16 protein-coding genes are annotated in these 21,041 nt (G+C 65.8%); 6 read left to right on the plus strand and 10 right to left on the minus strand.

The genetic code is table 11. The features are described 5' to 3' along the window. Positions 1 to 24: 24 nt before the first annotated feature. Both polA and ACO2Q5_RS07430 read left to right on the plus strand, forming a co-directional pair. Positions 25 to 2,838 (plus strand): DNA polymerase I, encoded by a 2,814-nt coding sequence (gene polA, locus ACO2Q5_RS07425; RefSeq protein ID WP_423289486.1) that lies wholly within the window; start codon positions 25 to 27, stop codon positions 2,836 to 2,838. A gap of 113 nt (positions 2,839 to 2,951) precedes the next feature. Beyond that, a complete protein-coding gene (locus tag ACO2Q5_RS07430; protein ID WP_423289488.1) occupies positions 2,952 to 4,910 on the plus strand; it encodes a methylmalonyl-CoA mutase family protein in 1,959 nt (652 codons plus the stop codon). A gap of 68 nt (positions 4,911 to 4,978) precedes the next feature. Here the strand turns inward: ACO2Q5_RS07430 and ACO2Q5_RS07435 are convergent, their stop codons facing one another. The 10 genes from ACO2Q5_RS07435 to ACO2Q5_RS07480 all read right to left on the minus strand — a co-directional run bounded on the left by ACO2Q5_RS07435 (position 4,979) and on the right by ACO2Q5_RS07480 (position 15,683). Continuing rightward, the gene (locus ACO2Q5_RS07435; RefSeq protein ID WP_423289490.1) at positions 4,979 to 6,100 is read right to left on the minus strand and encodes an ABC transporter ATP-binding protein; all 1,122 of its coding nucleotides are present in this window, start codon (positions 6,098 to 6,100) and stop codon (positions 4,979 to 4,981) included. Between the two features lie 108 nt (positions 6,101 to 6,208). After that, positions 6,209 to 7,426: an ABC transporter substrate-binding protein gene (locus tag ACO2Q5_RS07440; protein WP_423289492.1), complete on the minus strand. Its 1,218-nt coding sequence runs from the start codon at positions 7,424 to 7,426 to the stop codon at positions 6,209 to 6,211. Between the two features lie 27 nt (positions 7,427 to 7,453). Continuing rightward, a complete protein-coding gene (locus tag ACO2Q5_RS07445) occupies positions 7,454 to 8,326 on the minus strand; it encodes a carbohydrate ABC transporter permease (protein WP_423289494.1) in 873 nt (290 codons plus the stop codon). An 11-nt stretch (positions 8,327 to 8,337) separates the two neighbouring features. Next, positions 8,338 to 9,225, minus strand: a complete 888-nt coding sequence (locus tag ACO2Q5_RS07450) for a carbohydrate ABC transporter permease (RefSeq protein ID WP_423289496.1) — start codon at positions 9,223 to 9,225, stop codon at positions 8,338 to 8,340. Positions 9,226 to 9,228: 3 nt separating this feature from the next. Then, positions 9,229 to 10,386 carry a Gfo/Idh/MocA family protein gene (locus ACO2Q5_RS07455; RefSeq protein WP_423289498.1) on the minus strand — a complete coding sequence of 386 codons (1,158 nt, stop codon included), beginning with the start codon at positions 10,384 to 10,386 and terminating at the stop codon, positions 9,229 to 9,231. Positions 10,387 to 10,538: 152 nt separating this feature from the next. Next, positions 10,539 to 11,453: an ROK family protein gene (locus ACO2Q5_RS07460; protein ID WP_423289500.1), complete on the minus strand. Its 915-nt coding sequence runs from the start codon at positions 11,451 to 11,453 to the stop codon at positions 10,539 to 10,541. Beyond that, a complete protein-coding gene (gene nagA / locus ACO2Q5_RS07465) occupies positions 11,450 to 12,568 on the minus strand; it encodes an N-acetylglucosamine-6-phosphate deacetylase (protein ID WP_423289502.1) in 1,119 nt (372 codons plus the stop codon). The genes ACO2Q5_RS07460 and nagA overlap by 4 nt, the downstream gene beginning before the upstream one ends. Positions 12,569 to 12,577: 9 nt before the next feature. Then, positions 12,578 to 13,666 carry a D-TA family PLP-dependent enzyme gene (locus ACO2Q5_RS07470; RefSeq protein WP_423289504.1) on the minus strand — a complete coding sequence of 363 codons (1,089 nt, stop codon included), beginning with the start codon at positions 13,664 to 13,666 and terminating at the stop codon, positions 12,578 to 12,580. After that, positions 13,663 to 15,174 (minus strand): M81 family metallopeptidase, encoded by a 1,512-nt coding sequence (locus ACO2Q5_RS07475; RefSeq protein WP_423289506.1) that lies wholly within the window; start codon positions 15,172 to 15,174, stop codon positions 13,663 to 13,665. Before ACO2Q5_RS07475 ends, ACO2Q5_RS07470 begins: the two co-directional genes overlap by 4 nt. 2 nt (positions 15,175 to 15,176) lie before the next feature. Further along, positions 15,177 to 15,683, minus strand: a complete 507-nt coding sequence (locus tag ACO2Q5_RS07480) for a hypothetical protein (protein ID WP_423289508.1) — start codon at positions 15,681 to 15,683, stop codon at positions 15,177 to 15,179. A 191-nt stretch (positions 15,684 to 15,874) separates the two neighbouring features. On the opposite strand from ACO2Q5_RS07480, the gene ACO2Q5_RS07485 reads away from it, so the two are divergent. The 4 genes from ACO2Q5_RS07485 to ACO2Q5_RS07500 all read left to right on the plus strand — a co-directional run bounded on the left by ACO2Q5_RS07485 (position 15,875) and on the right by ACO2Q5_RS07500 (position 21,041). Then, complete coding sequence (locus tag ACO2Q5_RS07485; RefSeq protein WP_423289510.1) at positions 15,875 to 16,810, plus strand: MurR/RpiR family transcriptional regulator; 936 nt, start codon at positions 15,875 to 15,877, stop codon at positions 16,808 to 16,810. A 65-nt stretch (positions 16,811 to 16,875) separates the two neighbouring features. Beyond that, entirely contained in the window at positions 16,876 to 17,646 is a 771-nt protein-coding gene (locus tag ACO2Q5_RS07490) for an SDR family oxidoreductase (RefSeq protein ID WP_423289512.1), read from the plus strand. Positions 17,647 to 17,653: 7 nt separating this feature from the next. Further along, on the plus strand, positions 17,654 to 19,549 hold the full coding sequence (locus ACO2Q5_RS07495) for a beta-N-acetylhexosaminidase (RefSeq protein WP_423289514.1): 1,896 nt from the start codon (positions 17,654 to 17,656) through the stop codon (positions 19,547 to 19,549). 58 nt (positions 19,550 to 19,607) lie between these two features. Continuing rightward, complete coding sequence (locus ACO2Q5_RS07500) at positions 19,608 to 21,041, plus strand: M81 family metallopeptidase (RefSeq protein ID WP_423289516.1); 1,434 nt, start codon at positions 19,608 to 19,610, stop codon at positions 21,039 to 21,041.

The following is a 21,041-nucleotide window of genomic DNA, read 5'->3' on the forward strand; positions in this document are numbered from 1 at the left end:
GGAACGCGCGAAGGGGCAACGATCATGGCATTCGGCAAGGGCTGTCACCTCCATCTCATCGACGGCTCGGCCTATATCTTCCGGGCCTATCACGCCCTGCCGCCGCTGACCCGGTCGGACGGCACGCCAGTCGGCGCCGTGTCGGGGTTTTCCAACATCCTGTGGAGCGAGCTGACCCGCGAACGGTCCTCAGGCGCGGCCACCCATATTGCGGTCGTCTTCGACTATTCCTCGAAAACCTTCCGCAACGAGATCTACGATCTTTACAAGGCCAACCGGCCCGAACCGCCCGAGGACCTGCGCCCGCAGTTCCCGCTGACGCGCGATGCCACCCGCGCCTTCAACGTCTCCTGCCTTGAAACGCCGGGATATGAGGCGGATGACATCATCGCCACGCTGGCCCGTCAGGCGGTTGAGGCGGGCGGGTCCTGCACCATCATCTCCTCGGACAAGGACCTGATGCAGTTGGTCCGCCCCGGCATCGACATGCTGGACCCGATGAAGAACCGTCCCATCGGCCCCGATGAGGTGTTCGAGAAATTCGGCGTCGCGCCTGACCGGGTGGTCGATGTGCAGGCGCTGGCGGGCGATTCCGTCGACAACGTGCCCGGCGCGCCGGGAATCGGGCTGAAGACGGCGGCCCTGCTCATCAACGAGTTCGGCAGCCTTGAGGCGCTTCTGGACCGCACGGCCGAGATCAAGCAGCCCAAGCGCCGCGCCTCGCTTGAAGAGAATGCCGATCTGATCCGGATCTCCAAACGTCTGGTCTCGCTGGACGATCAGGTCGCGCTGGATGTGACACTGGACGATCTGGAATGCCGCAAGCCCGATGCCGAGGGCCTGCTGAAATTCCTGACCGAGATGGAATTCCGCGGGCTGGCGCGGCGGGTGTCGGAACGGCTGAAGGTGGCGGCCCCGGTGATCGAGGCGCCCGCCCACGACGACAAGCCGCAGGCGCAGGAGGAGGTCCGGCTTGCGTTCGACCACGCCGGATATGAGGCGATCCGCGATATGGCGGCGCTGCAGCGCTGGATCGACAGGATCACCGAGATCGGCCATGTCGCGGTGGATACCGAAACCACCAGCCTGGACGAAATGCAGGCCGAGCTGGTCGGCATCTCGCTCTGCGTTGACGCCGGAAAGGCCGCCTATATCCCGCTGACCCACCGGCAGGGCGGCGGCGATCTGTTCGGATCGACAGAACTGGTCGAAGGGCAGCTGGACACCGAAACCGTTCTGGCCGCGCTGAAACCCGTGCTGGAAGACCCGGCGATCCTGAAGATCGGCCAGAACCTGAAATACGACTGGAAGATCCTCGCCCGCCACGGCATCCGCATCGCGCCCTTCGATGACACGATGCTGATGAGCTATGCCATGTATGCCGGGCTGAACAACCACGGCATGGATGAGCTGTCGGAGAAATACCTGGGCCACCGGCCCATCCCGATCAAGGAGCTGATCGGCACCGGCAAATCGCAGATCACCTTTGACCGGGTGGGCATCGAGGATGCGGTGAAATATGCCGCCGAAGATGCCGACATCACGCTGCGCCTGTGGCAGACGTTCAAGCCGCAGCTGCACCGTGCCCGTGTGACAACCGTTTACGAGACGCTGGAGCGTCCGCTGGTGCCCGTGCTGGCCGGAATGGAGATGGAGGGCATCCGGGTCGACCGCGATGTGCTGTCGCGGATGTCCAATGCCTTTGCCCAACGCCTCGCCCAGTTCGAGGATGAGATTCAGGAGATCGCGGGCGAGAAGTTCAACATCGGCAGCCCCAAGCAACTGGGTGAGGTGCTGTTCGACCGCATGGGCGTGCCCGGCGGCGAAAAGGGCAAGACCGGGGCCTATGGCACCGGGGCCGATGTGCTGGAAGACATCACTACAATGGAGGACAGCCACCCGCAGGCCGCGCTTCTGGCGGCCAAGGTGCTGGACTGGCGGCAGGTGGCCAAGCTGAAATCCACCTACACCGATGCGCTGCAGACCGCGATCAACCCGGACACGGGCCGCGTCCACACTTCCTATTCCATCGCCGGGGCGAACACCGGGCGGCTGGCCTCGACCGATCCGAACCTTCAGAACATTCCCGTGCGCACCGAAGAGGGCCGCCGCATCCGCGAGGCTTTTGTGGCGCCGCCGGGCCGGATGCTGGTGTCGCTGGACTACAGCCAGATCGAACTGCGCATCCTGGCCCATATCGCCGACATTCCCGCGCTGAAACAGGCGTTCCGCGACGGGCTGGACATCCATGCCATGACGGCATCGGAAATGTTCAACGTGCCCTTGGACCAGATGACCAGCGAGGTGCGCCGCCGGGCCAAGGCCATCAACTTCGGGGTGATCTACGGGATTTCCGGCTTTGGCCTTGCCCGCAACCTGCGCATTCCCCGGGCCGAGGCGCAGGGCTTCATCGACCGCTACTTCGAACGCTTCCCCGGCATCCGCGCCTATATGGACAACACGATTGCCTTCGCAAAGGCGAACGGCTTCGTGCAGACGCTGTTCGGCCGCCGGATCAACACGCCCGAGATCAACGCCAAGGGCCCCGGCGCAGGGTTCGCGCGCCGCGCCGCGATCAACGCGCCCATTCAGGGCACCGCCGCCGATGTGATCCGCCGTGCGATGATCCGCATGCCCGCGGCCATTGCCGGGATCGACGCCAAGATGCTGTTGCAGGTCCATGACGAACTGCTGTTCGAAGTGGCCGAAGATCAGGTGGACCGGCTGATCGCGGTGGCCAAGGATGTGATGGAGGATGCCAACCTGCCCGCCGTCGCTTTGGCCGTGCGGCTAGATGTCGAAGCGGGACGCGGGCGCAACTGGGCCGAGGCGCATTAGGCTGCGCTGCGGCGCATCTGCCGCAATGCAGCGATTGACAACGCCATAAAGTAACGTCTATCTCGATATTGACGAAACTTTATTGCGCAAAAGAATCGCGCCCTGAGGCTGTGATGACCCAGAAAGATACCCCCTGGCTGTTCCGCACCTATGCGGGCCATTCCACGGCCGCCGCGTCAAACGCGCTCTATCGCGGCAATCTGGCCAAGGGGCAGACCGGCCTGTCGGTCGCCTTCGACCTGCCCACACAGACCGGCTATGACAGCGACCATGAGCTGAGCCGCGGCGAGGTGGGCAAGGTCGGCGTGCCGGTGAACCATCTGGGCGACATGCGTGCCCTCTTCGCGGATATCCCGCTGGAGCAGATGAACACCTCGATGACGATCAACGCCACCGCGCCGTGGCTGTTGTCGCTCTATATCGCCGTGGCCGAGGAACAGGGCGCCGATGTGACCAAGCTGCAGGGCACCGTGCAGAACGACATCATCAAGGAATACCTTTCCCGCGGGACCTATATCTGCCCGCCGAAGCCCAGCCTGCGGCTGATCACCGATGTGGCGGCCTATACGGGCAAGCATCTGCCCAAATGGAACCCGATGAACGTCTGTTCCTACCACCTGCAGGAGGCGGGGGCGACGCCGGAGCAGGAACTGGCCTTCGCGCTGGCCACCGCCGTGGCGGTGCTGGACGATCTGAAGGGCAAGGTGCCGGAGGCGGATTTCCCCAAGATGGTGGGCCGCATCTCGTTCTTCGTGAACGCGGGCATCCGCTTCATCACCGAGATGTGCAAGATGCGCGCCTTTGTGGATCTGTGGGAAGAAATCCTCGGCCAGCGCTACGGCATGACCGATCCGAAATACACCCGCTTCCGCTATGGCGTGCAGGTGAACAGCCTTGGCCTGACCGAACCGCAGCCGGAAAACAACGTCTACCGCATTCTGCTGGAAATGCTGGCCGTCACGCTGTCCAAGAAGGCCCGCGCCCGGGCGGTGCAGCTGCCCGCATGGAATGAGGCGCTTGGCCTGCCGCGCCCCTGGGATCAGCAATGGTCGCTGCGGATGCAGCAGATTCTGGCCTATGAAACCGATCTTCTGGAATACGAAGACCTGTTCGACGGCAACCCGGCGGTGGACCGCAAGGTGGAGGCGCTGAAGGAAGGCGCCCGGCAGGAACTGGCGCAGATCGACGCCATGGGCGGCGCAGTGGCCAGCATCGAATATATGAAATCCCGGCTGGTCGAGGCGAATGCCGAACGCATCGCCCGGATCGAGACGCAGGACACCATCGTGGTCGGCGTGAACAAATTCACCACGACCGAACCTTCGCCCCTGACCACCGGCGATGGCGCGATCATGGTCTCGGACCCCGGGGCCGAGGCGGATCAGCTGGCCCGTCTGGCCGACTGGCGCGCGACCCGCGACCCGGCCCGCGTGGCCGCCGCGCTGGAGGCTTTGCGCGAGGCGGCGCGGAGCGGCGCCAATATCATGCCGCCCTCTATCGCCGCGGCGAAAGCGGGCGTGACGACGGGGGAATGGGGCGAGGCGATCCGCAAGGCATTCGGCCAGTATCGCGGCCCGACCGGCGTGTCCAAGAACCGCTCCAACCGGACCGAGGGGCTGGAACCCATCCGCGAGGCGGTGTCGGCGGTGTCGTCGCGGCTCGGGCGGCAGCTGTCGTTCCTTGTGGGCAAGCCCGGGCTGGACGGCCATTCCAACGGTGCCGAACAGATCGCCGCCCGCGCGCGCGACTGCGGGATGGAAATCCATTACGAAGGCATCCGCCTGACCCCGTCCGAGATCGTGGCCGCCGCCGCCGATCAGGACGTTCATGTCGTGGGCCTGTCGATCCTGTCGGGCAGCCACCTGCCGCTGATCACCGAAACGATGGAGCGGATGCGCGCCGCGGGCCTGTCGCATATCCCGGTGGTGGTGGGGGGCATCATCCCCGAGGACGACGCGGCGCAGCTGCGCACGCTGGGCGTGGCCGCGGTCTATACGCCCAAGGATTTCGAGCTGAACCGGATCATGCTGGACATCGTCGCGCTGGTGGACCCGGAGGCGGTGGCGGCCTGAGCGCGGAAGGGGGCGCTGCCCCCGTCCCTTTCAGGGACTCCCCCGGGATATTTTCAGACAGAAAATGATCAGGCCGCAGGCAAGGGCGACTGGCTGGCCAGCGTGATATGGCGTTCCAGCGCCTGACCTTCACCGTCGAACAGATGGCAATCGTCGGCGCGGAAGCCCACGGTGACGGGAATATCCGCCTCCAGCGCCTGATCGCCGGGCAGGACCACGCAGAAATTCGCCTCAAGTCCGGGCAGGGCTGCGTAGCCGATGGTCTGCTGGCCCAGCTGCTCTACCACCGTGGGGGCGATATCCAGCGTCACCTCACCCGCACCAAGGGTGATATGCTCGGGCCGGATGCCCAGCATCAGCCGTTCCCCTGCCAGACCGCTGCGCGCGGCAACGGGGACCGTCAGCTTCTGCCCCTCATAGACCACCTCGACCCCGCCCTCATTCAGGCCGGTGCAGGTGACGGGCAGGAAGTTCATCCGCGGATTGCCGATGAAGCCTGCCACAAAGGTATTCTGCGGCTTGTGATACAGCTCCAGCGGTGCGCCGACCTGTGCGATATAGCCCGCGTTCAGCACCACGATGCGGTCGGCCATGGTCATGGCCTCCACCTGATCATGGGTCACATAGATCATCGTGGCGCCCAGCTGCTTGTGCAGGCGGGTGAGTTCGATGCGCATATCGGCGCGCAGGGCGGCGTCCAGATTGGACAAGGGCTCGTCGAACAGGAAGATCTCCGGCTCGCGCACGATGGCACGGCCAATGGCCACGCGCTGCCGCTGCCCGCCCGACAGCATGCCCGGCTTCTGCTTCAGGCGGCTGTCCAGATGCAGGATCTTTGCCGCCGCCTCCACCTTTTCGCGGATGACGGATTCCGGCGCCTTTTCCACCCGCAGCGGGAAGGCGATGTTCTCGAACACGGTCATATGCGGGTAAAGCGCATAGGACTGGAACACCATGGCGATGCCGCGCTTCACCGGCGGCAGGTCGTTCACCCGCTTGCCGTCGATGACGATATCGCCGCCGGTCGTATGCTCCAGCCCGGCGATCATCCGCAAAAGCGTGGACTTGCCGCAGCCCGAGGGGCCGACGAAGACGATGAACTCTCCCTCGTTCACGTCAAGTGACACGCCCTTCACCACCTCGAACTGGCCGAAGGTCTTGATCACGTTCTTCAGGGAAAGCTGGCCCAAGGCGGTCTCCTGTCCGGGTCTTGCGGGAAAAGGCGGCGGCCCCGATCCCCGGGGGCCGCCGCTGGAACCGGGGCCCGCCGCGGAGGAAGCGGCAGGCCCCGGACAGGATTACTTGTATTCCTCAAGCTGGGCCGCGGCCTTGGTCAGGGCGGCCTGCGGCTCTGCCGCGCCGGTGACCACGGATTGCACCATCTCGATCATCGCATTCTGGAAGCCCTTGTAATCGGTGAACAAAGGTTCCGGGCCGCCAAATTCGATCCCGTCGATGAAGGGTTTCCAATAGGGCGCGCCCGCGACCATCGCATCCACCGCCGGACCCGGGCGCAAGGGCGTCAGGCCCGCGGCACCACCGCCTTCATAGGCTTCCTGAATGGCGGGCGAGGTGATGTATTTGGCGAATTCGATCGCCTTGTCCTCGACGCCCGAGCCGGAGAAGATCGCAAGGCTGTCGGTGATCAGCAGCGTGCCCTTGCCCTTGGCATCCGGCCCCAGCGGCAGGTCCGCCACGCCCCAGTTGATCTTGGTGTCTTCCAGACGGAAGGCGGCACCCACGGCGGCCTGGATCATGCCGACCTGACCGTCAAGGAAGATCGCCCGGATCTCATTCTGCTCATAGGCGGTGGCGCCTTCGACCGACCACGGGGTGATGTCCTTGTAGGCCTGAAGTGCGGCCAGAACCTGCGGGCTGTCGATGGTGACATTGCCGTCGGCGTCGATCACCGTGCCGTTGTTGGTATAAACCCAGTGCAGGAACTGGTGCATCGTATTGTCAAAGGTTTTGGCCGGCAGGCCATAGCCGGCCTTGCCGGTCTTTTCCTTGATGATCTTGGCGAATTCGATCTCTTCCGCCCAGGTCTTCGGCGGCACTTCCGGGTCGAGACCGGCCTCCTTGAACAGGTCCTTGTTCCAGTAGAGGGCCTTGGTCGAGAAGGCGATCGGCACGCCCCACTGGGTGCCTTCGAAGGTCACGGTATCCACGATATGCGGATAATAGGCGGCCTTCTCCTCATCGGTCATCGGCACCGGGACGATCAGCTCGTTCAGCGCGAATTCCTTCAGCGTGCGCGATCCGACATAGGCCATGGCCACGGGTGAACCGGCGGCCGCCAGCGTGGTGGCCTTGTCCTGACACTGGCCCCAGCCGACCAGATCGACGGCCACGGTCCAGCCTTCATTGGCGGCCTGCCAATCCTCGATGGCCTTGGTATGGACCGGATCGACGGTATCGCCGCAATAGATCCAGCTGATTTCCTCGGCCATGGCGGGCAACGCGGTCGTGCCGGCCAGAACGGTCGCGATCAGGCCTTTGCGAAACAGGGTTGTCACTTCAGATACTCCCGGTTGTGTTTGCGATTATTGTTTCACCGCGCCCGCGGTCAGCCCGCCGACGAGATAGCGTTGCAGGAAGAAGATGATGATGACGGCCGGGGCGATGCCCATGAAGGCCGCGGCCATCAGCTCGTTCCAGATGACCTCCTGCTTGCCGAAGAAGGCGAAAAGCCCGATCGGCAGCGGCATGAATTCGGTCTTTGAGTTGAAGGTCAGCGCATAGATGAACTGCTGCGAATAGGCGCCGATGAAGGTCATGATCGCCACGACCACGATGCCCGGCCGCGCAATCGGCAGGATCACCCGACGGAAGGTGTAGAACTGGCTGGCGCCGTCCATATAGGCGGCCTCGTTCAGCTCCAGCGGGATACGCATCATATAGGTCCGCAAGAGCCAGATGGCCGAAGGGATCAGGAAGGCCGCGCCGGGAATGATCATCGCCCAATAGGTGTTCAGCATCCCCATTGACCGCATCACCCGGAAGAGTGGGATCAACAGCACCGCGCCCGAGAACATGCTGACCGCAAGGAAGGCCCCCAGCACCGGCCCCATGCCGCGAAAGCTGAACCGGGCAAAGGCATAGGCCGCGGGCACCACCAGAAGCAGGACGATGACGGTGGCGGCGATTGCGATGATGAAAGAGTTGATCACATAGCGCCAGAAGTTCGGCAGCCGTTCGAACACCATGACATAGGCATCGAAGCTGCCGTTTTCCGGGAAGAAGGTATAGGGCGAGGAAAACAGCTGCGACAGCGGGCGCAGGCTGACCAGAAAGCCTTCGATGAACGGGGCAAGGCAGAAGAAGAGGAAGACGAAGATCCCCGCATAGATGCCGATCACCTCCCACCAGCGGTAGCGGTCGATCATCGGCGTGCTGTCATCTTTCAGGAATGCCATCGCGTCCCCCCTCAATCCTTGGTGCCCACGGTCTGCAGCCGCCGCGTCACGCGGAAATAGGCCAGGCAGAACAGCGACAGGAAAATGCAGATCACCACCGCCCGCGCCGCGCCTTCGCCGTATTTCTTGGACCCGATGGCGGTGTTGTAGGTGTCGATGATCATCGTGGTGGTCGAACCGGAGGGCCCGCCCTGCGTCAGGATCCAGATGATGTCAAAGCTGTTGAACGTGGCGATCAAGGACAGCATCGACATGGTGATGACGGCAGGCATCATCAGCGGCAGGGTGATGCGGCGGAACCGGGTCCAGCGGCTGGCGCCATCGGTCCAGGCGGCCTCATACAGGTCTTTCGGGATCGACTGGATGGCGGCCAGAAAATAGATCGTCACCATCGGCACGCCGATCCAGACATCGGTGATGACGGTGGCCCAATAGGCGGTGTCGCCATGCGCCAGAAAAGCCACCGGCCCATTGACCAGACCAAAGCGCTGCAACAGGCCCGAGATCATGCCGAACTGGCCGTTGTACATCCAGCCCCACATGAAGATGCCGATGGCCATGGGCACGATCCATGGCGGCATGGTCAGGATGCGGAACAGGTGGCGGCCCGGTACGGCGGCGTTCAGAAGGACGGCCCCGAAGGTGCCGATGATCATCTTGAACAGGACGGAAAAGAACGTCCAGGTGAAGGTCCGCCAGATGACCGTGCCGAAAGTGTCGTTGAAAATCTTGTCGTAATTGGCCCAGCCCACATAGTCCCATGTCTTGCGCAGGCTGGTGTTGGTGAACGAAAGCCGGAACGTCTCGACCAGCGGCCAGGCGACGATCACAAGGATATACAGAATGGCCGGCGTCAGCAGCGCCCAGGCAAAGATCCATGCAGAGCGCGAATTGACCATGCCTCAGGCCGCCTTCCTCAGAAGTGCATTGTCATAGCGGTCCCAGACCGGGCGCAGGTCCACCACCTGTTTCGTCCGGCGGGCGTCATCCATCGCCAGCGCCAGAATCCCGGCCTCCAGCGCGTCCAAGGGCGACACAGGCAGCGGGCCGCCCTTCATCACATGGGCCACGATGCCCGAGGCCATTTCCTCATCCGCGCCATAGTGCTGCGACAAGGCGGTGGCCTGATAGGTCTTGTCGGTCAGCGCCTTTTCCGACAGCACATCGGTGACCTTGAAGAAGGCGCGGATGAAATCGCCCTCGGCCTGCGCCTTGGTGCCGAAGACGGCAAAGCGGCGGAACTGGTCGGGCGCGTTCAGGTTGGTGTGGAAATTCATCCCAACGCCGTTCGCATATTCGACGATGGCCACCTGATAGTCGATGATATCGGCATCGGTATCGAACACCTTGTCCGACCCGTTCCAGCCTGAGGGTTTCTTGTGGAACAGGCTCAGGTCGTTGACGCCATATGTGCGGGGGTCGTTCGCGGGAACAAAGGTCTTGCGCCCGCCGAAGCTGGCCACCCGTTCCGGCCGGGCGCCGATCAGGCCGTTATAGAGGTCCAGATCGTGGCAGCATTTTTCCAGCATGAAGCTGCCGGACCATTTCTCATAGCGCCGCCAGTCGCGCATGAAGAACGCGCCATGATAGGGATAGATATGTTCCGCCGCCTCGATCGAGACGATCTGGCCCAGCTGTCCGCTGTCGCGCGCGGCCAAGAGGTCGCGGTAAAGCGGCGCATAGCGCAGCACCAAGCCGACCATCAGGTTCTCGGGCCCGTATTTCCCCAAAAGCGCCGCCAGCTCATAGGTCTGCTCGATGGTCGAGACGATGGGTTTTTCGGTGAAGACCTTCACCCCCGCCTCCAGCCCCAGCCGGATCTGGTCCAGATGGAAATGATTGGGAGAACCGATCATCAGAAGATCGAAGCCGCCCGCCGCCACCAGCTCCTCGGCCGAGGCAAATTGCCGGCCCGCCGGGATGTTGTGCTCACGCAGCGTGTCCATCCCCGCGGGCGCGGGATCGTAATAGCCCACGATCTGAAAATCGGGGTCCATCTCGCTGAACACATACCCAAGGTAACCGAGCCGGAAGCCCAGCCCGATGATCGCGACTCGCATTCTACGCTCCCTGCGGAGAAATTCTTTTTCTACAGATTGCGCAGATCACAGGGGCTCGTCAACGATTTTTCACAATACAGCCGATATTCTTGTAATTTGTTTTCATGACAAGAGCGCCCGTTTCGCGGGCAACCTGCCTGAAGGCGCGGCTGTCACGCCGCGCGGGCGGTCCGGCGCGACAGTCCAAGGATCGCGGCGCCGATCAGCCCGGGCTCGATCCCACATTCCGCGGGCACGATCAGCGGCCGGTCGAAACGGCGCAGGATACGCGCCCGCACCGCCCCGTCCAGCGCGGCCACCAAAGCGCGGCTGTTTGACAGCCCGCCGCCCACGGCCATGATCCCCGCCCCCAGCATGTTTTCCACCACGGCCAAAGGCCCGGCCAAAAGCTCCACCCACAGGGCGATGGTCCGCGCGGCCTGCGGCTCTCCCTCCTCCCAACCGGAAACGATGGTCAGGCTGTCCATCTCCGCCCCGTGCAGATGGGCGTGCAGCCGCTCCATCCCGCGGGCCGAGCAGACTGCGTCCAGACAGCCCACCTGCCCGCAGCCGCAGGGAAAGGCGGGCAGTACCGTCTCACCGATGATCCGCTGCGCCACCGGACCGTGTCCCCATTCCCCGGCAAAGCCGCCGCTCTGGTTGATCAGCTGGCCGCGCACCACCACGCCGCCACCCACGCCGGTGCCAAGGATGATGCCGAACACCACCTCATGCCCGCGGCCCGCGCCCACGGCGGCCTCGGCCAGCGCAAAGCAATCGGCGTCATTGGCAAGGTCCACCGGCAGGCCCAGATCCGCCGTCAGATCGGCCACCAGCGGACGCCCGGTCAGGCAGGGAATGTTCGCCACCGTGGCGCGGCCCGTGTCGGGGTCGATCACCCCGGCGATGGAGATGGCCACCCGCTCGGGGTGCTGGCTGGCGTCCCGGATCGCCGCGCGCAGGGTTGCGGCGAAGGCCGGGTAATCGTCAGTCGGCGTGGGCACCCGGCCCTTGGGGCGGATGTCGTCGGGGGCAAAGGCCTCGGCCGTCTTGATGGCGGTGCCGCCGATGTCGAAACACAGGATCATGTCGTCTCCACCGGGGTGCCGCCGATCCAGACGCCCCCCGCCGTGATATCATCCGTCAGGCACAGGAAATCCGCCCGCGCGCCGGGCCGCAGATGGCCGCGGTCCGTCAGCCCCAAGGCCGCCGCCGGATGGGCCGAGGCCAGCCGCAGCGCCTGCTCCAACGGCCATCCGAGCGCACGGTGCACATGGCGAACGGCGTCGATCAGCGCAATGTCGGCCCCCGCCAGCGTGCCGTCGGCCAGGGTCAGCCGCCCGCCCGCGCGGAAAATCTGCCGTCCGTTCAGGGTGAAACCGGGCAGGTCGGTGCCAATCGTGCTCATCGCGTCTGACACAAGGAAAATCCGCTCTCCCCCCGCCCGCAGGGCCACCCGCAGCGCCGCGTCCTCGACATGGAACCCGTCGGCGATCAGCCCGGACCAGAGCCGCGGATCGTCCAGCGCGGTGCCCACCAGACCGGGCGCGCGGTGCTGCAGCTGGCTCATCGCATTGAACAGATGCGTCACCATCCGGGCGCCCGCCTGCACGGCATCCCGCGCGGTGGCGGCGTCGCAATCGGTATGGCCCAGACTGACCACCGTCCCCGCCGCCGCCAGTGCAGCGATCTGCGCAGGCGTCACCGATTCCGGCGCCACGGTGCAGATCAGATGCGGCAGCCGCGCTGCGGCCGCGGTCAGAAGCTGAAGGTCAGCCGCCTCCATCGGGCGGATCAGCGCCGGATCATGGGTGCCCTTGCGCGACAGGGCCAGATGCGGCCCCTCCAGATGCAGCCCCAACAGGCCGGGGGCGTCAGCGGTCTCCGCCGCCGCCACCGCCTGCGCGGTCACCTGCGGCCGGTCGGTGATCAGCGTCACCATGGTCGCGGTGGTGCCCAGCCGGGCATGGGCGGCGCAGATCGTGGCAATCCCCGCGGGCGTGGGGTCGTTGTTGAACAGAACCCCACCGCCGCCGTTCACCTGCAGGTCTATCAGCCCCGGCACCAGCGCGCCCGTCAGCCGCGGGCCCGGCCCCGCGGGGCGGATCGCGGCCACGCGTCCGTCTTCCACCACCAGCGCAGCATCGGAATGCCAGCGTGTGCCGTCAAAGATCCGCTCTGCCTGAACCACGCCCTGCGGCATGCCCACCTCTTACCACACCGTGCCGCGCGCGGCGACATCCTCGACCCGTGTGACCACGCCGCCGCGGTGAAACACCATCCGGTCGAACAGGTTCGACACCACGCAGGTATGGTTCGGGATCACCCTGACCTGATCGCCCACCTGCGGCAAGTCCGCGGTGCAGGCCGAGAGGTCCACCACGGCATGTTCCTCGGAAAGGCCGGTGATGCGCGCGCCGGGCAGGCCGGCGATCTCGCCATAATCGGTGAAGCCAAGGAGGTCGGAGGTCAGCGCCTTGGACCCCGCATCCAGCACCGCGCGCGTGTCCGTCGGGCGCGAGACGACGGTGGCAAGGACGTGCATCGCCAGATCCTCCGGCCCGCATTCGCCCGCCCGCAGCATGCTGCGGTCGTTGTAGACATAGGTTCCGGCCCGGTGTTCGGTGGCCGAGGGCACCAGATGCGCCTGCCACAGATCCGGGCTGCCACCGTTGGAGCGGACGGGGCAGTCAATGCCTTTCGCCGCCAGCAGCGCCATGGTTTCTGCCAGAAACGCCTCCACCCGCGCGGCACCGCCGGGGGCGGGATAGGTCAGAAGGCCCGCAAAGATCAGGCCCGGGGCCGCGGCGATGGTTTCAGCCAGTGCAACCGCTGCGGCAGGCGTCTGCACCCCCACGCGCCCGCCGCCGGTGTCGCATTCGACCAGCACCGACAGGGGCTTGCTCCCGGCAAAGGCCGCCGCATAGCCCGCAACGGTGACGGCACTGTCCGCCACCACGCTCAGCCGTGCCACCCGGTCGTTCAGCGCGCGCAACCGCGTCAGCCGCGCCGCACCCAGAAGGTTGTAGGTGATCAGGATGTCCTGAAAGCCGCCCTCGGCAAAGACCTCCGCCTCGGTCAGCTTCTGGCAGTTGATCCCCACGGCGCCCGCATCCATCTGCGCGCGCGCCACCGACAGGATCTTGTGCGTCTTGATATGGGGCCGAAACGCCTTGCCATGGGCCAGCATATAGGCCTGTGCGCGGGCGATATTGGCGGCCAGACGGTCTTCGTCGATCACCGGCATGGGCGTGATCACATCGGCCAAGGGTGTGCCGGGTTCAGGCCAGGGAAAGCTCATGGTGCCTCCTTGAACGGGTCATCCATCCGCGGCCAGATGTCGGGCCGCACCAGCCGGTAGGGATTGGTCGCCGGATCGTTAGGATAGGGCTTTCCGGCACTGCAATAGAGGATTTCGGCCGCGATCGGGGCAAAGGCCGCGTAAAAGTGGTTGGTGGATTTGATCACCAGTATCTTCTGCGCCAGCGGGTTGATGCCAAGTGCCGAGAACAGCGAGGGGTCATAGCTTTGCGCGCGGATCGTGTTCAGGATGACCTCGATCCCGGTCTCCCGCCCCTGCCCATCCAGAAGCGCGATCCGCGCCGCAGGGCCGAAGGGCACCACGCTTTCGCCAAAGGCCATCTCGGCCGTCTCGTTCAGCCGCAGCACGCGCACCAGCGCATCGCAAGGATCGCCCGTCAGCGGCGCGGATTTGCCGCCAAAGCGCAGCGGCATCTCGGCGCCTTCACCGGCTACAAAGCACAGCTGCACGGCAATCGGGTCCCAGATCGTGCCAAGGGCCACACCGCGCGCGCCTTGCGCCAGCAGCTCCTTCAACACCACCGTCGCATCGCCCGCGGTGCCGCCGCCCGGATTGTCCCACATATCGGCGATCACCACCGGATGCGCCGTGGCGGCCATCGCCTGCGCCACCGCCTGATGTTCGTCCAGCTGCGGCATCATATGGCGGCCGCGGTTGGCATAAAGCTCCTGCCCCAGCCGCGCGGCAAGGTCCGCGGCCAGCGCCGGGTCGCCATCCGTGACCGCCACGGTCTTTGTCCCCATCTCGGGCACATCGCCCGCCATGAAACCATGCACCGCCGACAGCGACAGAACCCGCGGATCGGTCCGCTCGATCTCCAGCATGCGGTCGACAAAGCCGCGCATCGGCTGGCGCGAGGTGGGGAAGACGTCGATCATCCGGCAGTCATGGACCGCGACGACCGGGCGCACCCGCCCCTCCAGCGTATCCACGGCGATGCGCCACAGGTCCTCGGCCCGCTCGACAAAATCCGTGTGGGGGAATTCCTTGAACAGCACAAAGAAATCCAGCGCGGCCACCCGGCGGGCCGTCAGATGGGAATGCGGGTCCATCTCGGCGCAGATCAGCACATCGGGGCCGGTGATCGCGCGGATGCGGTCCAGAAAATCGCCCTCCGGATCCAGATAGCCCTGCGCGACCATCGCACCATGCAAGCCAAGGACCACCGCATCCACCGGCATCGCCGCGCGCAGCTGGTCCAGAATTTCGTCCCGCAGCCCCTCATAGGCGCTGCGCGACACCAGCCCCGCCGGATCGGCCCAGGCGGCGGTGCCTTCGATCAGGGTCCAGCCCTTTTCCGCGCAGACCCGGCGGCCCACCGGAATGGGCGCGGTACACAAAGTGGGCGTGGCCGGATGCTGCCCCGGCGGCGCATAGAGCGAGCCTTCGAACCCCCGACGGTCGATCACGATGGGCGAAAAGGTGTTCGTCTCGGTGGCCAGTGCCGCCACGAAGATGCGCTTCGGCCCGGGGGTCGGCTCGCCCATGATCACTCCTTGATATGGGGCAGATAGCCCACAAAGCCCGCGATCTTCCAGCGCCCGCCGTCGCGGCGGCAGATATACAGCGTCTGCCAGTTCATCCGGTCCGCCCCGCCATCGGCCCGCGGCAGGCGGCCGTCGAATTTCTTGCGCACCAGCGCTGCATCGCCGGTGATCTCGATCTCCTCCAGCCGGGTGGCGGCATAGATATGGGGCCGCGGGTCGCCCGCATATTTGCCCGCCGCCTCGTCCGCCAGAAACCCCTTGGCGTCGGCCAGCCAGCTGTCGCGATAGGCCTCCAGCGTCGGAAAGGCCAGCGTGTAGCCCTGCGGATCCGGCTGGAAATTGCCCGAGATTCCGGTGAACCCCGCCGCGATGAAGTCATCCGCCACCATCGACCAGTCGGCGCTGGCCCAGGCCTCGATATCGCGCGGGACCAGCATCTCCCAGATAGTGCGGCGATCAGAATCCTCCGCAGCGAAGGGATTCTGGAACGGATCACGTTCTGCCGTCATTTCACGCCGCCTTGTGAAAATATTTTCAGACATCTTGCATATTCACTGGAACAATCGGTGTTATCATGGCTAAATGTCAAGGTGGAACGAAAATGAATTTCTGGATTCCAGCGCATGCTTGACCGGGCGATCATCACGGGGTTTGGGATGGAGACGCTCCGCACCGTAGCCCCTTGCCGACCGGGAACACCATGACAGATCTGCCAGAATCCGACGCCGACGCCCTGCCCGAGGCCCCGATTGCGCCGGGCTCCATCTCGGCCCCGGACCTGATCGCCGCGCTGACCGATGAGGAGGGCAGGCTTTCGGTGCTGGAGCGGAAGCTGGCCGCGACAGTGCTGGCCGATGTGAATTATGCCACCAATGCCTCGATCACGGAAATCGCGGCGCGGGCGGGTGTGTCGCCGCCCACGGTGACACGGTTCTGCCGCCGTCTGGGCTGCGCCTCCTTCTCGGATTTCAAGGTGCAGCTGGCCAAAAGCGCCTATGTCGGCCTGCGCTATCTGAAGCCGGAATCGGTCACCTCCACCGCCAGCGAGGTGGCCGAGGATATTGTGACCAAGGCACAGAATGCCCTGTTCGAGATGCACCGCGGCCTGAACCTGCCCGCCGTGGAAGAGGCGGTGCGCCTGCTGGCGGGGGCGCAGATGATCCATGCCTTCGGATCGGGCGGCAATTCCAGCATGATCGTGAACGAGTTCCAGAACCGGCTGTTCCGGCTGGGCTGCCGGGTCGCCGCCTCGAACGATCATGGCATGAACCTGATGATCTCGGCCGCGGCAGAGCCGGGCACGGTGGTCTTCGGATCGTCCTTCACCGGGCGCAATCAGGAACTGGTGCGCTGCTTCGCCATGCTGCGCGAACGCGGCATTCCGACCATCGCGCTGACGCAAAGCAATTCGCCCGTGGCCGAGGCCGCGGATGTGGTGGTCTCGGTCGACCTGCCCGAGGGGCAGAACATCTTCCGCGCCTCCTCGACCCGGTTCGCCATGCTGGCGGTGGTCGATATCATCGCCAATCTGGTGGCCTATGCCGACAAACCACGCTCTGCCCGCATTCTGCGCGGGATCAAGGAACAGCTGATCCGCCATCGGGACGGCGACGACCGCCAGCTTCTGGGCGACTGACCCCCGGCCGGGGCGCAGGCGGCCGCCCCGTTCCCCGGTTTCCACATGCCGCGCAGGGGGATGCCATGGGGGCAACCATCGCCGTCGTCACGGGCGCCGCGGGCGACATCGGCCGGGCCATCAGCGCAAGGCTGGCCCGGGATCATGACATCGTCGTCTTGGCCGACCGCGACCTTGCCGCCGCCGAACGCGCCGCGGCGGCGCTCGGACCGGACTTTGTGCCCATGGCGCTGGACGTGACCGACCCCGCCGCCTGCGATGCCTTTGCTGCCCGCGTCGCCGGGATGGGCGCGCTGCAGACGCTGGTGAACAATGCGGGCGGGGTTCAGGCCGAAAGCCTGCAATCCACCGCCGCCGCGCAATGGGCCATGGACCGGGCGCTGAATCTGGATGCGGTGTTCTACCTGTTCTCGGCGCTGGCCGACCAGCTGAAGGCCACGCAAGGCGCAGTCGTGAACATCGCCTCGGTCAACGGGTTCGGCGTCTACGGTCACCCGGCCTATTCCGCAGCCAAGGCGGGGATGATCCACCTGACCCGGCTGATCGCCGTGGAATACGGCAAGTTCGGCATCCGCGCCAATGCGGTGGCCCCGGGCACCGTCCGCACGCAGGCATGGGAGGCGCGCGCCGCCGCGAACCCCGATGTGTTCCGCGAGGCCGCCGCCCATTACGCGCTTGGCCGGATCGCCCGGGCCGAAGATGTGGCCGAGGCCGTGGGCTTCCTCGCCTCGCCCCTTGCGGCGGCCATCACCGGGGTGACCCTGCCGGTCGATTGCGGGCTGACCGCCGGGATCCCGGCGCTGGCCCGCACCTTCTCGCAATCCGCTGATTACTGAGGCCGAAATGCTGTTTCTGGAAAACACCTGGCATGCCGCCCCCGCCCCCGAGGGGACGTGGGAAATCGTGCTGCACAACCTTTCGGACGAAGTCTTGCGCGACTTCACCCTGTCGGTGACCACGATCACCCGCATCATGCCCGAGCATTTCGTGGAAGGCGCCCGCTTCCTGCGCCGCACCGCGAATTACCATGAATTCGCCATGCCCAAAGGCGCCAGCCTGCCCGCGGGCGGCACATGGCGGTTCCGGGCCGAGGGGCTGTTCCGCTCTCCATTCCATCGCAATGATGCGGCCAAGACGGCATGGGTGACGGTGGACGGCCAGCGCCTGCCGGTGCAGGTAGGCGATCTGGTGCAGGGGTCCGGCGCGCCGGTCCTGCCGCCGCCCCGCCTGCCCGAGGGGCGGCTGACCCTGCCCTTCGCGCTGATCCCCTGGCCCAATGCCATAGACGCCGTGCCGGGCGAGGCGCCGGTGCTGCTGCATCTGGAGGGCGCATCGGCGGCGGACAAGCGGCTGGCCCTGTCGGTGGATGCGCTGCACACCCGCCTCTTCCCGGCGGCGCGGCGGCTGTTCCAGCTGTCGCCCGCGCCGGGCAGCCGTGCGCTGGCCTTTGCGACCGATGACAGCCTGCCGCCGGAGGCCTATCGCCTGACCTTCGGCGACACGATCACGCTGCAATCCAGCGCCGAGGCCGGGCGCCGCTATGGCCTGCTGACGCTGGCGCAGATGCTGCACGGCGCATTCACCGATCCGGCGTTCAAATTCCCCGCCACCGGGACCATCGAAGACGCCCCCCGCTATGGCTGGCGCGGCTGTCACCTCGACTGCTCCCGCCATTTCTGGAGCTTTGAGGAGGTGAAGCGGGTGGTGGACCTGCTGGCGTGGCACAAGCTGAACCTGTTCCACTGGCACCTGACCGATGACGAAGGCTGGCGGGCCGAGATCAAGGCCTACCCCCAGCTGACCGACGCGGGCGCCCACCGCAGTGCCGAAACCGATGCCATGCTGCCGCAACTGGGCGATGGTCCGGCGCGGCAGGGCGGGTTCTATACGCAGGACCAGATGCGCGCCCTTGTGGCCCATGCCGCCGGTCTGGGCATCGAGGTCATGCCCGAGATCGAGACGCCCGGCCATGCCGCCTGCGTGGTCGCCGCGCTGCCCTTCCTTGTGGACCCGGACGAGACGCCGAACAGTTACTACCCGGTGCAGGGCTATCCGAACAATTCGTGGAACCCCGGCGTGCCGGAAACCTTCACCGTGCTGGAGCAGATCATCGATGAGCTGTGCCAGATCTTCCCCTCCCGCCATTTCCACATCGGCGGGGATGAGGTGGCCCGCAACGCATGGCTGCAAAGCCCGAAGGCCCGCATCATGATGCAGCGCGAAGGCCTGTCCGGCACGTTCGAGCTGCAAAGCTGGTTCCTGAAGCGGATCAAGGACATGCTGACCGCGCGCGGCAAGGTTCTGGTCGGCTGGAACGAGGTGGCCCATGGCGGTGGCGTCCCGCCAGACGATACGCTGCTGATGGCATGGGAAAAGCCGGAGGTGGGGATCGAACTGGCCGAGATGGGTTATGACGTGGTGATGACCCCCGGTCAGGCCTATTATCTGGACATGGTGCAGGGGCCAGACTGGCTGGAAAACGGCGCCGGATGGGCCGGGCCGGTGCCGCCCGCGCAGACCTATGCCTACGAGGCCGAGGGCGATTTCCCCGCCCATCTGCAAAAGCACATGCGCGGCATTCAGGCCTGTATCTGGTGCGAGCATTTCACCACCAAGAACTGGTTCAACGATCTGGTCTTCCCGCGGCTTTCTGCCGTGGCCGAGGCGGCGTGGACCCAGAAGGCCCAGAAAGACTGGCTGCGGTTCGCACGGCAGGTGCGGCTGCACCCCACACTCTGACACGCTCTGACCAGGGGCGGGCGCTGCGGCGCCCCCTTCCCTTTCAAGGACACGACCCATGCGTATTGCCGTCGGCGGCATCCACACCGAATGTTCGACCTATTCCCCCGTGCTGATGAGCGCCGCGGATTTCCGCGTGCTGCGGGGGGACGGGCTGACCGGCCATGACTACTTCGCCTTTCTGCAGAACCACCCGGCCGAGGTGGCGCCGCTTTTGCACGCGCGTGCCGTGCCCGGCGGCCCTGTGGCGCGGGAGACCTATGAGGCATTCAAGGCCGAGTTTCTGGCGCTGCTGGCGGCGGCAAAGCCCTTTGACGCGGTCTATCTGGCGATGCATGGCGCGATGAAGGTCGAAGGCATCTGGGATGCCGAGGGCGACTGGATTTCCGCCGTGCGCGCGGCCGTGGGGCCGGAAATGCTGATCGCAGCCAGCTATGATCTGCACGGCAATGTCTCACAACGGGTGGTGGACGGGCTGGACATCTTCGCCGCCTACCGCACCGCCCCGCATATCGACACGCCCGAGACGATGGAGGCCGCCTATTCCATGCTGCTGCGGGCGCTGCGGACGGGCGAACGGCCCGGCGTGGTGCGGGTGCCGGTGCCGCTTCTGCTACCGGGTGAGCGGTCCTCGACCGAAGATGCCCCCGCCGACCGCCTCTATGCGGGGCTGCCCGCGCATGAGGGGGCGGGCGTCTGGCGCACCGATCTGATGATCGGCTATGTCTGGGCGGATGAGCCGCGCGCCACCGCCTGCGCCGTGGTGACCGGCACCGACCGCGCCGCCGCCAGTGCCGCGGGCGAACGGATCGCCGCGGCGTTCTGGGCCGCGCGCGATGAATTCCGCTTCGGCCCCGTCACCGGCCCGCTGGACCAGATGCTGGACCTTGCCGCCGCGGCTGAGACCGCCCCGGTCATTCTGGCCGACTCGGGCGACAACCCCACCGGCGGTGGCGTGGGCGACCGGGCCGATGTGCTGGCCGCGCTGATCGCGCGCAACTGGCAGGACGCGCTGGTGGCCGGGATCACCGACCGCCCCGCAACCGAGGCCTGCTTTGCCGCGGGCGAAGGGGCCGATCTGGTGCTGCGGATCGGGGCCAGCCTTGATCCCGCTGGCATCTCGGTCACCGCGCCGGTCACCGTCCTGCGGCTGGACGAAGGCGACACCCCCGCCGACCGGCAGGCGGTGGTGCAGACGGGCAGCGTCACCGTGGTGCTGGCCGCGCGGCGCAGGCCCTATCACAACATCGCGGATTTCACCCGGCTGGGGCTGGACCCGGCCAAGGTCCGGCTTCTGGTGGTGAAATCGGGCTATCTTTCGCCCGAGCTGGCGCCCTTGGCCAATCCGAACCTGATGGCGCTGACCGATGGGGTGGTCAATCAGGACATTCCACGTCTGGCGAACCTGCACCGGGCAAAGGGCACGCTGCCCTGGGACGAAAACCCCGGCTACCGCCCGCAGGCGCAGCCCTCGGCCCGGTTCGCGGGGTAA

It is taken from the genome of Neotabrizicola sp. VNH66 (genome assembly GCF_049445895.1).
Taxonomy (GTDB): domain Bacteria; phylum Pseudomonadota; class Alphaproteobacteria; order Rhodobacterales; family Rhodobacteraceae; genus Pseudogemmobacter.

Coding starts and splice junctions, on each gene's coding strand:
- ACO2Q5_RS07495 (WP_423289514.1), top strand. CDS start 17,654: ATGCTGTTTCTGGAAAACACCTGGCATGCCGCCCCCGCCCCCGAGGGG.
- ACO2Q5_RS07475 (WP_423289506.1), bottom strand. CDS start 15,174: ATGGGCGAGCCGACCCCCGGGCCGAAGCGCATCTTCGTGGCGGCACTG.
- ACO2Q5_RS07470 (WP_423289504.1), bottom strand. CDS start 13,666: ATGAGCTTTCCCTGGCCTGAACCCGGCACACCCTTGGCCGATGTGATC.
- ACO2Q5_RS07490 (WP_423289512.1), top strand. CDS start 16,876: ATGGGGGCAACCATCGCCGTCGTCACGGGCGCCGCGGGCGACATCGGC.
- ACO2Q5_RS07500 (WP_423289516.1), top strand. CDS start 19,608: ATGCGTATTGCCGTCGGCGGCATCCACACCGAATGTTCGACCTATTCC.
- nagA (WP_423289502.1), bottom strand. CDS start 12,568: ATGCCGCAGGGCGTGGTTCAGGCAGAGCGGATCTTTGACGGCACACGC.
- ACO2Q5_RS07430 (WP_423289488.1), top strand. CDS start 2,952: ATGACCCAGAAAGATACCCCCTGGCTGTTCCGCACCTATGCGGGCCAT.
- ACO2Q5_RS07455 (WP_423289498.1), bottom strand. CDS start 10,386: ATGCGAGTCGCGATCATCGGGCTGGGCTTCCGGCTCGGTTACCTTGGG.
- ACO2Q5_RS07480 (WP_423289508.1), bottom strand. CDS start 15,683: ATGACGGCAGAACGTGATCCGTTCCAGAATCCCTTCGCTGCGGAGGAT.
- ACO2Q5_RS07460 (WP_423289500.1), bottom strand. CDS start 11,453: ATGATCCTGTGTTTCGACATCGGCGGCACCGCCATCAAGACGGCCGAG.
- ACO2Q5_RS07450 (WP_423289496.1), bottom strand. CDS start 9,225: ATGGTCAATTCGCGCTCTGCATGGATCTTTGCCTGGGCGCTGCTGACG.
- ACO2Q5_RS07445 (WP_423289494.1), bottom strand. CDS start 8,326: ATGGCATTCCTGAAAGATGACAGCACGCCGATGATCGACCGCTACCGC.
- ACO2Q5_RS07485 (WP_423289510.1), top strand. CDS start 15,875: ATGACAGATCTGCCAGAATCCGACGCCGACGCCCTGCCCGAGGCCCCG.
- polA (WP_423289486.1), top strand. CDS start 25: ATGGCATTCGGCAAGGGCTGTCACCTCCATCTCATCGACGGCTCGGCC.